The organism is Patulibacter defluvii (genome assembly GCF_034096925.1).
GTDB lineage: Bacteria > Actinomycetota > Thermoleophilia > Solirubrobacterales > Solirubrobacteraceae > Patulibacter > Patulibacter defluvii.
In genome coordinates this window covers 1-12748 of the sequence record NZ_JAWZSQ010000046.1, presented here as the reverse complement: position 1 = coordinate 12748, position 12748 = coordinate 1, and the positions used below count along the sequence as shown (strand labels likewise).

Annotated in this window: 15 protein-coding genes; 11 read left to right on the top strand and 4 right to left on the bottom strand. The window is 77.0% G+C overall.

The window, feature by feature from the left end; translation table 11 throughout:
• Window positions 1-930 precede the first annotated feature (930 nt).
• From SH587_RS24350 to SH587_RS24315, 8 genes are all read left to right on the top strand, one after another.
• A complete protein-coding gene (locus SH587_RS24350; RefSeq protein ID WP_320673264.1) occupies window positions 931-1086 on the top strand; it encodes a hypothetical protein in 156 nt (51 codons plus the stop codon).
• Window positions 1087-1143: 57 nt separating this feature from the next.
• Window positions 1144-1890, top strand: a complete 747-nt coding sequence (locus SH587_RS24345) for a MerR family transcriptional regulator (RefSeq protein WP_320673263.1) — start codon at window positions 1144-1146, stop codon at window positions 1888-1890.
• A 76-nt stretch (window positions 1891-1966) separates the two neighbouring features.
• On the top strand, window positions 1967-2857 hold the full coding sequence (locus SH587_RS24340) for a carbon-nitrogen hydrolase family protein (RefSeq protein WP_320673262.1): 891 nt from the start codon (window positions 1967-1969) through the stop codon (window positions 2855-2857).
• Window positions 2857-3471 carry a TetR/AcrR family transcriptional regulator gene (locus SH587_RS24335; protein WP_320673261.1) on the top strand — a complete coding sequence of 205 codons (615 nt, stop codon included), beginning with the start codon at window positions 2857-2859 and terminating at the stop codon, window positions 3469-3471. Before SH587_RS24340 ends, SH587_RS24335 begins: the two co-directional genes overlap by 1 nt.
• A gap of 90 nt (window positions 3472-3561) precedes the next feature.
• A complete protein-coding gene (locus SH587_RS24330; protein WP_320673260.1) occupies window positions 3562-3696 on the top strand; it encodes a hypothetical protein in 135 nt (44 codons plus the stop codon).
• Window positions 3693-4511: a hypothetical protein gene (locus SH587_RS24325; protein ID WP_320673259.1), complete on the top strand. Its 819-nt coding sequence runs from the start codon at window positions 3693-3695 to the stop codon at window positions 4509-4511. Before SH587_RS24330 ends, SH587_RS24325 begins: the two co-directional genes overlap by 4 nt.
• A complete protein-coding gene (locus SH587_RS24320; RefSeq protein WP_320673258.1) occupies window positions 4498-4995 on the top strand; it encodes a phage holin family protein in 498 nt (165 codons plus the stop codon). Before SH587_RS24325 ends, SH587_RS24320 begins: the two co-directional genes overlap by 14 nt.
• On the top strand, window positions 4992-5213 hold the full coding sequence (locus tag SH587_RS24315; protein WP_320673257.1) for a DUF3618 domain-containing protein: 222 nt from the start codon (window positions 4992-4994) through the stop codon (window positions 5211-5213). The genes SH587_RS24320 and SH587_RS24315 overlap by 4 nt, the downstream gene beginning before the upstream one ends.
• Here the strand turns inward: SH587_RS24315 and SH587_RS24310 are convergent.
• The 4 genes from SH587_RS24310 to SH587_RS24295 form a co-directional block, all read right to left on the bottom strand.
• A complete protein-coding gene (locus tag SH587_RS24310) occupies window positions 5210-6073 on the bottom strand; it encodes a DegV family protein (RefSeq protein ID WP_320673256.1) in 864 nt (287 codons plus the stop codon). The two genes, SH587_RS24315 and SH587_RS24310, sit on opposite strands and share 4 nt — an antisense overlap.
• 91 nt (window positions 6074-6164) lie before the next feature.
• On the bottom strand, window positions 6165-8555 hold the full coding sequence (locus SH587_RS24305) for a M14 family zinc carboxypeptidase (RefSeq protein ID WP_320673255.1): 2391 nt from the start codon (window positions 8553-8555) through the stop codon (window positions 6165-6167).
• Window positions 8556-8560: 5 nt separating this feature from the next.
• The gene (grxD, locus tag SH587_RS24300) at window positions 8561-8965 is read right to left on the bottom strand and encodes a Grx4 family monothiol glutaredoxin (RefSeq protein WP_320673254.1); all 405 of its coding nucleotides are present in this window, start codon (window positions 8963-8965) and stop codon (window positions 8561-8563) included.
• Between the two features lie 7 nt (window positions 8966-8972).
• Window positions 8973-9197: a BolA family protein gene (locus tag SH587_RS24295; protein WP_320673253.1), complete on the bottom strand. Its 225-nt coding sequence runs from the start codon at window positions 9195-9197 to the stop codon at window positions 8973-8975.
• Window positions 9198-9373: 176 nt separating this feature from the next.
• Here SH587_RS24295 and SH587_RS24290 point away from each other — a divergent pair, with 176 nt between their 5' ends.
• The 3 genes from SH587_RS24290 to SH587_RS24280 form a co-directional block, all read left to right on the top strand.
• On the top strand, window positions 9374-9724 hold the full coding sequence (locus SH587_RS24290; RefSeq protein WP_320673252.1) for a HesB/IscA family protein: 351 nt from the start codon (window positions 9374-9376) through the stop codon (window positions 9722-9724).
• Window positions 9725-9739: 15 nt separating this feature from the next.
• Complete coding sequence (locus tag SH587_RS24285) at window positions 9740-11107, top strand: hypothetical protein (protein WP_320673251.1); 1368 nt, start codon at window positions 9740-9742, stop codon at window positions 11105-11107.
• Between the two features lie 364 nt (window positions 11108-11471).
• Window positions 11472-12748 (top strand): glycosyltransferase family 4 protein (locus SH587_RS24280; protein WP_320673250.1); only part of this gene is annotated, 1277 nt, incomplete at its 3' end.

The following is a 12748-nucleotide window of genomic DNA, read 5'->3' as shown; positions in this document are numbered from 1 at the left end:
GCTCCGTCGCGGGCACCGACGCGCCCGGCCGCCCGACGGCCGTCGCGCTCGTCCGGCCCGGGACCCGGCCGCCAAACCCGGCGCCGGCGCCCGCGGCGACCCTCGCGCCCGTCCTCGCGCCCCTCCGGCCACCGACCCTCGCGCCCGTCCTAGCCGCGCCGCCGGCCACCCCCGACCGTCCCCCCGCGCCGCCCCCGGGGAAGCCGCCGAGCCGTGGCGCCGGCGCCCCTCCGGCCGCCCCGACGCGCGAGCCGGCCTGGGACGGCCTCTCACGACCGTCCAGGCCCCAGGCGCCACAGCCCGGTGGGCAGGCCGAGCGTGGCCGCTCCCGCCCGCCCGGCCGGCTCCACGCGCCACACCTCCGCGGGGCGGCCCGGCGCAGCCCTCGGCGCCCGCCTCCCGTGCTCACGCGCCACGCCCTCCGAGAGCCGTCCGGGTGGGGTCGCTCGTGCCCGCCCCACGAGGCCGATGCGTCCAATCACGGGGCGGCCCGGACGCGACCTCTTTGCCCCGCCCCATCAGCTCCACGCACCGCCCCGCCGCGGCCCCGGAAACCCCGCCGAGAACGCCCCGAAACGCCTCCGAACACCCCTCCAGGGCGACAGAATCCCGCCAGCCTCGGCTCCGCGACCCGCACCGCCGGATCCGCCCAGGACAACGGCCATAACGCGGCACAACGTCAAGCTGACGCCGACCCTCAGGTAGTCGGATTCCGGGGGTTATCGGAGCGCGGGGACCGCCGACCGGGCGTCCGGGCCGTAGCGTCGCGGCAAGCGGGGGTTGACGGGCGGTCTGGGGTTGGGTCGGGGCGGTCGCGGTCGCCCTCGGATCGCTGGCGGCGAGCGCACCAGTCGACGCGGCCACGCCAGCGCCCAGTCCGCCACGGTCAGCTGGCGGGGCGCGTCCGGCGCGCGCGACTACGTGGTGCGGGTGGCGGCCGGCAAGCGGGTGGTGCTGCGGGTCGTCGGCCGCCGGGGCCGGCGGCTGCGGGTAGCGACCCCGGGCGACGCGGGCAAGCTGCGGGTGACCGTCGCCGCCCGCGACCGGCGGGGGCGGAGCGGGCCGACCGGGAGCGCCCGCGGCTGAGGAAGTGGGAAGTAGCACGTGCTGCTCCGCTGTGGGTAGTACCCTCGACCCCGCTCGATGACGCGACCGACCGACACCGACGGCCTGCTGAAGATGGCCGAGCTGGCGCAGCGGGCCGAGGTCAGCCCGGCCACGGTCAAGCACTACCTGCGCGAGGGCCTGCTCGAGGCCGAGCCGGGCGAGCCCGCGGTCGTCCGGACCTCGCGCAACATGGCCTACTACCCGCCGTCGTTCGTCGACCGGATCCGGCTGGTCAAGCGGCTGCAGGAGGAGCGGTTCATGCCGCTGCGGGCGATCCGCGAGCTGCTCGACGAGCCCGGCGGCCTCGATCGCGCCCGGACCCTGGTCGAGCGCGAGGGCGCGATCCTCGACCGGCTGCTGACCCGTCCCGACGCCCGCGATCACCTGGCGACCGTCGGCCGCGAGGAGCTGATCGCCCGCACCGAGGTGCCGCCGCCGCTGCTCGACAAGTTCGCCGAGATCGGGGTCCTCGGCGACGGCTCGGAGGGCTACGACCCCGACGAGGTGCTGATCGTCGAGGCGATCATGCGCTTCCGCCGGACCGGCTTCGGCGAGGAGATCGGCTTCACCGCCTACGACGTGCTCCGCTACCTGGACGGCCTGGCGCCGCTGGTGCGGGAGGAGACCCAGACCTTCCTCCACCGGATGGCCGAGCAGGAGCTGGACGCCGACCGCGCCGTTGACCTGATGCTGGGCGGCGTCGCCCCGCTCCGCGACCTCGTGGGGGCGATCCACGGGCGGCTGATGCGGCACGAGCTGGCCCGGGTCCGGCGCCCGGCCTGAGTCGCCGGGAGTCTCGCGCGGGAGCTATGCTCTGCGTGCGATTGACCAGTCAGTCAACCCGCGGACCCCCCCCAAGATGCGCACCGCCGTCGTCCAGCTTCGCAGCCTCCCGGACCCGACCGCCAACCTGCGGGCGGCCGACCGGCTCACGCGCGAGGCCGCGGCCCGCGGGGCGACCGTCGTGCTGCTGCCGGAGAAGTGGCCGGTGCTGGGGCGCACCAGCGACGTCCGCGCCGGCGCCCAGCCGCTCGACGGTCCCGCCGTCGCCTGGGCTCGCGAGATCGCCGCCGAGCTGGGGATCGACCTGCTGGCCGGGTCGGTCGCGCTGCGGCGACCGGACGGGCGGCTGGCCAACACCGCCCTCCACGTGGCGCCGGACGGGCGGCTGGCCGCGACCTACGGCAAGCTGCACCTGTTCGACGCCGACGTCGCCGGCACCCGCTACCGCGAGTCGGCCGACGAGGACGCCGGCGACCGACCGGTGGTCACGACGCTGGCCGACGGGACCCGGGTCGGGCTGACCGTCTGCTACGATCTTCGCTTCCCCGAGCTGCACCGGACGCTGGCCGCCTCGGGCGCCCGGATCCTGAGCGTGCCGGCCGCCTTCACCGAGCGCACCACCCAGGCCCACTGGGAGCTGCTGGTGCGGGCCCGGGCGATCGAGAACGGCGCCTTCGTGCTGGCCGCCAACCAGCACGGCGAGCACGCGCCCGGGATCCGCTCGGGCGGCCGCTCGATGATCGTCGACCCGTGGGGCACGATCCTGGCCCAGGTCGCCGACGTCGACGAGGGGATCGCGATCGCCGACCTCGACCTGGCCCACCAGGACGTGGTCCGGGAGCAGCTGCCGGTCCTGCGCCAGCGCCGCGAGGACGTCGCCGCCGCGCTCGCCGCGCTGCCCTCCGGGGACCTCGCCGCCGCCTGGCGGACCGCCGCCCCGCCCCCGACCCTCGAGGAGCCCGCCTGATGGCCACCCGCCCGACCGCCGCCAGCGTCGAGAAGCGGCGCGCGATCCTCGACGCCGCGATCCGCGTCTTCGCCGAGCGCGGGTTCAACCACTGCCGGGTCTCGGACATCGCCGACGAGGCCGGGGTCGCCTACGGGCTGGTCTACCACTACTTCAAGAGCAAGGACGCGGTCCTCGACGAGGTCTTCCTCGAGCGCTGGGGCCTGATGCTCGAGGTGATCGAGGAGGCGAAGGCCGACGAGGCCCTGACCGCCCGCGAGAAGCTGGCCAAGGTCGCGACCTTCATCGTCGAGAGCTACGGCCACCGGCCCGACGTGATGCAGGTGGTGATCGTCGAGGTCACCCGCCAGGCCAACACCTTCGGCCGCCGCCACTGGGCGAAGATCCAGGAGGGCCACGCCGGGATCGCCCAGATCGTCGAGGACGCCCAGGCCCGCGGCGAGCTGCGGTCGGACATCCCGCCGAGCTTCGCCGGGATCGTCTTCTACGGCGGGATCGAGCAGATCCTGACCGCCTGGATCTTCGACCTGATGCCCGCCGGGCCCGACGACCGGCGGCAGGCCGTGGAGACGCTGGTGGAGACGATCTGCGGCGGCCTCGACGCACGGCCATGAGGCCCGTCGTCGTGCCGACCGCGGTAGCGACGGCGCGACCGCGGGTAGCGGAGCGTGGTGTCGGCCGTCAGCGTGGATAGGATCGCGGCGATGGAGAACGAGCTCGTGAAGCGTCTCGTCTGGTCGGGCCTCGTCGCCGGACTCGGCGTGCTCGCCAGCATCGCCGCCCAACGAACCGCCGCCGTCGTCTGGCGCCGCGTGTTCGGAGAGGAGCCCCCGGAGTGAGCGACAAGCCCAAGAGCGGCGAGGGCAGCGCCGATCCGGCCCGGGACTGGGTCCCGTCGCCGGAGCAGCCCGTGCCGCCGACCACCACCGAGTTCAACGCGCTCGTCGACGCCGGTTCGGCCGTGCCGTCGGACGAGCCGACCAAGGACGTCGAGCCGGAGCCGGAGGCGATCGCCGCCGAGCCGCCGCCCGAGGTCGACCTGAACGGCGACGGCCCGGAGGCCGCCGACGCGGCGGAGACGCCGGCCCAGCCGGAGGCCGAGGAGCCGGCCGTCGTCGAGGCCGAGGCCGTCGAGGTGACCGAGACCGAGGCCGAGGCCCCCGCGGCCGAGGTCGCCGAGGTCGAGGCCGCGTCGGCGCCGGAGGCCGAGCCCGCGGCCGCCGAGCCGGAGGTCGAGGCCGCCGGCGAGGCGGAGCCGGAGCCTGAGGCCGCCGCCGAGACCGTGACGGTCGCGGAGACCCCGGCGCCGGAGCCCGACCCCGAGCCCGAAACCACGCCGGAGCCCGAGCCGACGCCCGAGCCCGAGCCGACTCCGGCCCCCGAGCCGGAGCCCGCCCCGGAGCCGACCCCGACGCCCGAGCCGGCCGCCGCCGCTCCCGACCCCGATCCGGAGCCGGCCCCGGCCGCTCCCGCCTGGGCGCCGCCCGCCGGAGGGTCGATCCCGCCGGTCGGCGACGACGCCCCGACCCCGTCCAACCAGGCCGGCACGCTCGGTGGGCTGATCCCCGAGGATCGCCCCGAGGTGCTCCTGGCCGCCGCCTTCGCTGGTGGCGTCCTGGCCGCGATCCTCCTCCGGACCCTTGTCCGCCGGTGAGGACCAGCGACGCGAGGCGTCGCTGAAGACGGTCGTCGAGAACCTGGCCGCGGTCACGGAGCGGACGCAGCACATCGTCCGCGACGAGATCGAGCTGGCCAAGGCGGAGGTCGCGGAGAAGGTCGGCAGCCTCGGGCGCGGGGCCGCCGTCGGCCTGGCCGCGGGCGTCTTCATCGCGCTCGGCGGGCTGTTCTTCCTCCACGGGCTCGCGTGGCTGTTCGCCTACACGCTGTTCGACAACAACCAGATCTTCTGGGGCTTCTTCATCCTCTCCGGCCTGCTGTTCCTGCTGGCCGCGGTCGGCGGTCTGCTGGCCTACAAGTTCGTCAAGAAGGGGGCGCCGCCGGTGCCGACCCAGGCGATCGAGGAGGCGAAGCTGATCCGGGAGAGCGTCTCCTCCACCGGGCCGGCCTCGCTGGCGCCGCCCGGGACCCCCGGCGGCGGCGTCCCGCCGGCCACCATCGACGACAAGGACCGCCGATGAGCACCCGCACCCCCGACGAGATCCGGGCCTCGCTGGAGAACCACCGGCGCGAGCTGACCAGCTCGATCGAGCTGCTGCGCAGCGACGTCACCGAGCTGTCGGACTGGCGCCGTCAGGTGAAGAAGAACAAGCAGGCCGTGGCGGTCGCGGTCGGCGTCGGCGGCTTCGTGCTGGCCGGCGGCATCGGGGCCCTCACGGGCCTGCTCCGCCGCCGCTAGTCGTCGAGCAGGCTGCTGGGGATCCCGCCGATCCCCAGCAGCCCGGGCCCGACGTGGGAGCCGATCACGGGACCGACCTCGCTGATGAAGCGGGGGGCGGTGCCGATGATCTCCTGCGCGGCCGCGGCCAGCCGCTCGGCCTCGGCGCGGGCCTGGATGTGCTGGACGCACCAGCCGTCGCGGCCGCTGGCGGCCAGCTCCTCAGCGACCTTGACCATCCGCTCGAACGAGCGCTTCGAGGTTCGGACCCGCTCGATCGGCGTGATCTCGCCGTCGAGGGTCAGGATCGGCTTGATCTTCAGCGCCCCGCCGAGCCACGCCTGGGCGGTCCCGATCCGGCCGCCGCGGCGCAGGTACTCGAGCGTGTCGACGGCGAAGATGAAGGTCCGCTGCAGGCTCGCGATCGCCTCGTTGGCGCGCGCGACCGCGGCCGTCAGGTCGCCCGAGGCCGCCCCGGCCGCCGCCGCGAGCACGGCCAGGCCCTGGGCACCGCAAGCCATCCGCGAGTCGATCACCTCGATCGTGCGGCCGCTGTCGCCGACGGCGATCGCCGCGGCCTGGCGGGCCGACTCGACCGTGCCGGAGATCCCGCCGGCCAGGTGGATCGAGACCACGTCGTGGCCCGACGCGACCAGCGGCTCGTAGACGGCCAGGAAGTCGCCGACCGACGGCTGCGAGGTCGAGGGCAGGTCGGACTGGTCGCGCAGCCCGCCGTAGAAGGCGTCGTAGTCCTGGATCGAGGACTCCCGCTCGGCCGCGTCGCCCCGGGTCACGTAGAGGCTGACCTGCTGGATCCCGCGCTCGGCGAGCAGCTCGGCCGGCAGGTAGTGGGTGGTGTCGGTGACGACCGCGACGGGCATGGCGGTCACCCTATCCCGGCGGTCGCCGCGCCGGTCGCCGCGCCGCTTCGGACGCCAGGCGCACCAAATGGCGCGCGGTCGGCCACGCCCCTCACCACACCGCCAGCAGCGCCGCGGCCAGCACCCGCTCGCCGCCGGCCGACTGGCCGCGGAAGAGGGGGGAGAAGCCGAGCGTCACCACGTGGCCGGCGCCGTGCGGCTCGTCGACGACCAGCGGCCGGCCGGCCAGGCCGTCGGCGGCGGCGACCGCTCCCGAGGGCGCCAGGGCCCGGCCGCTGGCCGCGCGGAGGGCGACCGTCGCGCCGGCGGGGGCGGTCAGGCGCGGCTCGCCGGCCACGATCGCCCAGCCCGGGCCGCCCGTCGCCCGACCGAGCGGGTCGCCGCCGGGCACCGTCGCCACGGCCACCGCGTCGCGTCGCGCCGCGGCCTGGGGGTGGATCGCGCTCAGGCCGGAGTCGACTGCGGCGTCGATCCCCGCCGCGCCCAGTACCACCAGCGTCCCGCCGCCGCGGACGAACGCGTCCAGCCGCCCGCGCAGCACGGGGGAGAGGCCGCCCTCGGCCGGCGGCGCCGGACCCAGCACCAGGTGCGTCGTCCCCGCCGGCACGCCGTCGGCCTCGACCGTCGCCGCGCTGACCGTCCGCGCCGGCGCCCCCAGCCGTGCCAGGCCGGCCGTGACCCAGCCCGACGGCCGCTCGCCCAGCGGCAGCGACGCCGGCGGCCCCGTCAGCGGCGCCGTCGGGTCGGTCAGCGTCACCAGCGACGGCCGGCCGACCGCCGCGCCCTCGTCGGCCGCCGCCGCCCGCAGCGCCACGCCGGCCCGCCGCGCGGCCGTCCGCAGCTCGCCGTCGAGCGTCGTCCGGAAGCCGTCGGCCGCCCGCCGCAGCGGCCGTCCGCGCGCCAGCAGGCCGAGCGCCAGCCGGTCGGCCTCCGCGCTGTCGGCCGCGAACGCGACCCCGGCGCCGTCGGCCGCCGTCGCGGCGGGCACGTCGCGCAGCGGACCGAGCGCGTCGGCCGGCAGCGGCCGCCGCAGCGCCCCCGCGTCGATCCCGGCCAGCCGCGGCATCGACCAGCTGTCCTCGCCGCTGATCGTCGCGCCCGCCTCGTCGGCGTCGCGGCCCAGCAGCACCTCGGCCCAGCGCCGCAGCGGCTGGTCGGCCGGGACCACGATCGTGCCCGCCGCCAGCCGCGTCCGCCGCGCGCCCTCGGGCCCCAGCGGGTCGAGCGCCGGCACCGTCCGGGCCCGCCGCAGCGCCCGCACCCGGACCCCGCCGGCGGCCAGCGTCTTGGCCAGCGCCCGCGCGTCCGCCGCGTGGTCGCCGGTCCCCAGCACCCAGCCGTGGACGCGGCCGTCGGCCACCGTCCGGCCCTCGCGCCCCTCGCGCCGCGCGGTGGCGAAGCCGGCGGCCCAGGCCCGGACCGTCCCCGCCGGATCGTCGGCGACGGCGCCGAGCGCGGCCAGCGTCGCCGCCCGGTGGCGGTCGATCTTGCGCGCCAGCGGCAGCTCCGAGCCCTGCTCGAAGGTCATCCCACCGGCCCCGAACAGCAGGCTCGTCGCCGAGTCGCCGTAGCCCGGGTAGAGCAGGTCGTAGCCGCTGCCGTGGGTGACCGTCGCCCCGGTCGCCCGCAGCGCCCGGCTGACGACCGGCACCACCACCTGGTCGGCGATCCGGCGGCTCCCGGCCGGCAGCCCGCGCAGCACCGGCGCCGCGTAGGGCGGCGTGAAGTAGTCGTCGCCGGTCTGCTCGTGCTCGTCGATCGCGACCGTCGGCGGGTAGCGCCGCAGCAGCGCGATCCGGGCGCTGGTCTCCGGCTGGGTGGCGGCGAACCAGTCGCGGTTGAGGTCGAATCCGGCCGCGTTCGTGCGGGTCCCGGCGGCGTGGCCGTCCGGGTTCTGGTCGGGCTGGACGATCGCCACCGTCCCGCGCAGGATCCGGCGCGTGGCGCAGTCGTCGCCGCTGGCCAGCCGCCCCAGCGACTCCAGCAGCGCCGCCGTCCCCGACGGCTCGTTGGCGTGGACGCCGCCGCCGAGCCAGACGAGCGCCGGCCCGCGGCTGGCGCGGGCGACGCTGCGCGGTCCGGTCGCGCCGGCCCGCACCGCCCGCGCCGCCGCGGCGATCCGCCGCAGGGCGCTCGGCCGCAGGTGCCGCGGGTCGCCGACGATCGCGTAGCGCAGCGGCCGGCCCTCGCGGGTCCGGCCGGCGACCGCGGTCGTGATCCGGGGCGAGGCGGCGTCGAGCGCCAGCAGGTAGCGGTCGGCCTCCTCCGGTGTGGTCCGGACGGTATCCAGCGGGCGGCCGAGCACCCGCTCGGCCGTCGGGGCGGGCGCCGCGCCGGGCACGGCCGGGCAGGCGACGACCGCGGCCGCTGGCCGGGCGGCGATCGCCTGCGCGGCCGGGTCGACCCGCAGGGCGGGCACGGCGGCGACGACCAGCGCCGCTCCGGCGGCACCGACGGTCCCCGCCAGGCGCGCCGCCCGCACGCGGCTCAGCCCAGGCGGTTCTCGGGCTGCAGCAGCTGATCGGCGGGCGCGGCGTCGGCGACCGGCGCCGGGGCGTCGCCGTTGCCCGACGCGCCGACCAGGCCGGCCAGCTCGCCGCTCTCGTACAGCTCGAGCACGATGTCGCTGCCGCCGACCAGCTCGCCGTCGACGAACAGCTGCGGGATCGTCGGCCAGTCGGAGAGCACCGACAGCTCCTGGCGGATCCGCGGGTCGGGCAGGATGTCGACGCTCGCGAACGAGACGTCGAGCGCCTGCAGGGCTCCGACGGCGCGGGCCGAGAAGCCGCAGGCCGGCGCCTCGGGCGTGCCCTTCATGAAGAGGATGATCCGGTTGTCGCGGATCGCGTCGGCGATCGCGTCCCGGAGCGGGTTCGGGGTCTGCTCGCTCATGGCGTCCTCAGGACGGGGTCTTGGTCTTCAGGCTCAGCGCGTGGATCGAGCCGCCCAGCTCACCGGCGAAGACGTCCATCACCATCCGGTGCTGCTGGATCCGGCTCTTGCCCGCGAAGTCCGGGGAGACGACCACCGCCTGGAAGTGGACGCCGTCGGCGCCCTCGACCTCGGCGGTGGCGCCGGGCAGCGCCGTCTCGATCCGCTGCTTGAGCTCATCGGCCGTAGGCATCTGCTCCACAGAGTAGACACTCCGGACGCGGGCGCTTCCGGCGCGGGGCCTGCGCGCCCGCCCGTCGCGTCCGGGACCCGCTGGACCGATCGGCGAGGGTCGCTACACTCGGTGAAGTATTGGAGCGCGGCGAGCCGTCCGGTGGCCCGCGCGACACGTACGCGGAGACGCCTCGAATGATCACCATCACCGACAAGGCCGCGGAGAAGGTCCGCGAGTTCCTCGACAGCAACCCCCAGGACGGGGACGGCGGCCTGCGGGTCGGCGTCCGCGGCGGCGGCTGTTCGGGGTTCCAGTACGTGCTGGCCTTCGACACCAAGCGCGACGGCGACATGGCCTTCAACTCGCACGAGATCACGATCCTCTGCGACCGCCAGTCGTTCCCCTACGTGACCGGCTCGACGATCGACTACGTCGACGCCCTGACCGGGGCCGGCTTCAAGGTCGAGAACCCGAACGTCGTCGCCGCCTGCGGCTGCGGCTCCTCGTTCCGCGTCGAGGAAGAGGAAGCGGTCTCCGCCGTCTAGGCCCGGATCCGCCGGTTGGGCGCCCGTCGCCGCGCCGCGCTCGGCGGCGCCCTGCTGGCGCTGCTGGCGCTGGCCTTCGCCGCCGGCCGCTGGACCGACGGCGACCACGACCGTCGCACCCGGGAGCCCGCGCGCGACCAGCTCGCGCGTCCGGCCCCGGCGGCGGTCCGACCGCCGACCCTCGCCGTCGGCCTCGACAGCAACGACCCGGCCGCCCTGACCCCGCCGGGCGTCGCCGACGCCGCCCCGCCCGCCTTCGAGGCGGCCCGCGCGACCGTCGCGGCGATCGCGCCGACCTTCGTCCGGGTCGAGGTCCGCTGGGACCTGCTGCAGCCGGACGCCGCCGCTCCGCTCGATCCCGCCCGCCCGACCGCCGACGGCTGCGCCCGCGAGCGTCGCGAGCCGTGCGCGGCCCCGACCACCCTCGACGCGACCCTCCGTGCCGTCGCCGCCGCCCAGCGCGCCCGCCCCGGGCGCTTCCGGCTGCTGCTGACCTTCTGGGGGATGCCGGCCTGGGCGGGCGATCCGCGGACCGACCCCTGCGGCGGCGGCCCGGTCCGCGACGGCGCCCGGCCGCTGGCCGCCGCCCGCGAGGGCGACTACCGGGCGGCGATCCGTGCGGTCGCCGCGGCCGCCGGCCGGGCCGGGGCGCGGATCGACGGCTGGACGCCCTGGAACGAGCCGAACGCGCCCTACTTCCTCGGGCCCCAGCGGGCGACCTGTGCCGCCGACGCCGCCCCCTCCTCGCCCGCCGTCTACGCCCGGATGACGCGGGCGATGGCCGCCGAGCTGGCGGCGCTGCGCCGGTCGGGCGCTCCGCCGGCGCGGCTGGTGCTCGGCGAGCTGGCCTCGTGGGCGGCGCCGAGTGGTCGCGCCGTTCCGGCCGACGAGTTCCTCCGCGCGCTGCCCGACGACGTCCTCTGCCGGGCCGACATGCTGTCGCTCCACGGCTACCTGGAGGCGCGGCCGCGGACCGGGCGCGGCGAGCCGGTCGCCGCCGGCCTCCGCGAGCTCGACCGCCGCCGCTGCCTCGACGGCCGGCCGGCGTGGATCACCGAGACCGGCGTCGGCGCCCCGCACGGCGGCGGTCGCCGCGACGTGCGGCCACGGGTGCTGGCCTCCGAGTGCCGGCTGCTGCACGGCCAGCTGGAGCGCTGGTACCGCGACCCGCGGGTGACCGCCGCCTTCCAGTACTCGCTGCGGGAGGACCGCTACTTCCCCGTCGGCCTGCTCGACGAGGGACTGCGGCGCACCTACCCGGCGGCCGCGGTCTGGGAGGCGTGGGGCGGGTCGCGGGCGCCCGCGGCGCCGCCCCCGCCGCTGCCGGCGGCGTGCGCGGCCCCGGCGCCGGCCGCGAGCGCCGCGCCCCAGCCCGAGGGGTGAACGTCGCACACCCGGCGGCCGCCGCGGCGCCGTGCGACGAAGGCCGCCGCCGGCGGTGGCGAACGTGACACGGCGGCGGGAGGGCCTGGGGTATGTGACGTTCGCCCCGCCCCGCCCCGCGCCCCAACCCGAGGGCTGAACGGGCAGGACCACCGCCGCCTCCGCCGAAAGGAGGAGACGCGAACGACGCAAATCGCTCCCGGGACGGAGGGCGGATTTGCGAGGATGGTGGAGTCCCGACCTCTCGACGGGGGTCACCGGGCGCGCTCGCGGTCGCGCGCCGATCCCGTCGGCGCCCCAGCGAGCACGATCCCCTTGGCTCCCGCACGTAACCCGACGGCCCTCACGGGTAACCTCTAGGCGAATGCGCGTTGCGCTCGTGTCGCCGTACTCCTGGACCTTCCCGGGGGGCGTCACTCGGCACATCGAGGCGTTGGCCAGGGGGCTGCGCGAGCAGGGGCACGACGCCCACGTGCTCGCGCCGCACGACCCAGCCGATCGTCTCGCCGCCCGACTGCACCGAGGGGCCTGGCCCCAGGAGCGGGAGGTGCCCGAGTGGCTGATCCCGCTCGGGAGGACCGTTGGCGTGCCCGCGAACGGGGCCGTCTCGAACCTGGCGATCAACCCCTCGTCGATCGCCCGCCTACGGACCGCGCTGGCCACCGGCGGCTACGACGTCGTCCACATCCACGAGCCGCACGCCCCGCTGCTGGGCTGGGACACGCTGCTGACCTGCGACGTCCCGCTGGTCGGCACCTTCCACTGCTACTCGGCCAACTCGGTCACCAACGGGATCGGCGTCGCCTTCGGCGCCCGCCGGCGGCTGAACCGCCTGGTCGAGCGGATCGCCGTCTCCGACGCCGCGGCCTGGACCGGCCAGCGCTACTACGGCGGCCGCTACCGGGTGATCCCCAACGGGGTCGACCTCTCGACCCTGCCCGGCCCCGCCGACCGCCCCGGCCGCCCGCCGGGGACGATGAAGATCGCCTTCGTCGGCCAGGCGGTCGAGCGCAAGGGCCTGCCGATCCTGCTGCGGGCCTTCGACGCGCTGCGCGAGCAGCTGCCGGTCGAGCTGGTCGTGATCGGGCCCGACGAGGAGGAGGTCCGGCGGGTCGCCTTCGACGACCGGCTCGACGGCGTCCGGATCCTCGGCCGGGTCGACGACGACACCAAGCACCGCGAGCTGGCCGACGCCGACGTGCTCTGCGCCCCGTCGCTCGGCGGCGAGAGCTTCGGGATGGTCCTGACCGAGGCGTTCGCCCAGGGCGTGCCGGTCGTCGCCTCCGACATCGTCGGCTACCGCGACGTGGTCTCCGCCGGCCGCGACGGGATCCTGGTCCCGCCCGGCGACCCGCAGGCGCTGGCCCACACGCTCCGCGACCTGGCGCTGCGCCCCGAGCGCCGCCGGACGATGAGCGAGGCCGCCCGCCGCTCGGCCAACCGCTACGCCTGGCCGCGGGTCGCCGCCCGCGTCGCCGGGGTCTACGAGGACGCCCAGCGCGCCCCGCAGCCGTCCGGCGCCGTCGCCCGCGCCGCGGTCCGCCACGGCCTCCGTCCCGCCGACGGCCGCGAGCCGGTGCCCGCGCGCCGGATGCCGCGGCCCGACGCCCCGCTGGTCGCCGGCCGCGAGGCCCGCCGCGC

Coding starts and splice junctions, on each gene's coding strand:
- SH587_RS24345 (WP_320673263.1), top strand. CDS start 1,144: ATGACGCGACCGACCGACACCGACGGCCTGCTGAAGATGGCCGAGCTG.
- SH587_RS24340 (WP_320673262.1), top strand. CDS start 1,967: ATGCGCACCGCCGTCGTCCAGCTTCGCAGCCTCCCGGACCCGACCGCC.
- SH587_RS24335 (WP_320673261.1), top strand. CDS start 2,857: ATGGCCACCCGCCCGACCGCCGCCAGCGTCGAGAAGCGGCGCGCGATC.
- SH587_RS24330 (WP_320673260.1), top strand. CDS start 3,562: ATGGAGAACGAGCTCGTGAAGCGTCTCGTCTGGTCGGGCCTCGTCGCC.
- SH587_RS24315 (WP_320673257.1), top strand. CDS start 4,992: ATGAGCACCCGCACCCCCGACGAGATCCGGGCCTCGCTGGAGAACCAC.
- SH587_RS24310 (WP_320673256.1), bottom strand. CDS start 6,073: ATGCCCGTCGCGGTCGTCACCGACACCACCCACTACCTGCCGGCCGAG.
- grxD (WP_320673254.1), bottom strand. CDS start 8,965: ATGAGCGAGCAGACCCCGAACCCGCTCCGGGACGCGATCGCCGACGCG.
- SH587_RS24295 (WP_320673253.1), bottom strand. CDS start 9,197: ATGCCTACGGCCGATGAGCTCAAGCAGCGGATCGAGACGGCGCTGCCC.
- SH587_RS24290 (WP_320673252.1), top strand. CDS start 9,374: ATGATCACCATCACCGACAAGGCCGCGGAGAAGGTCCGCGAGTTCCTC.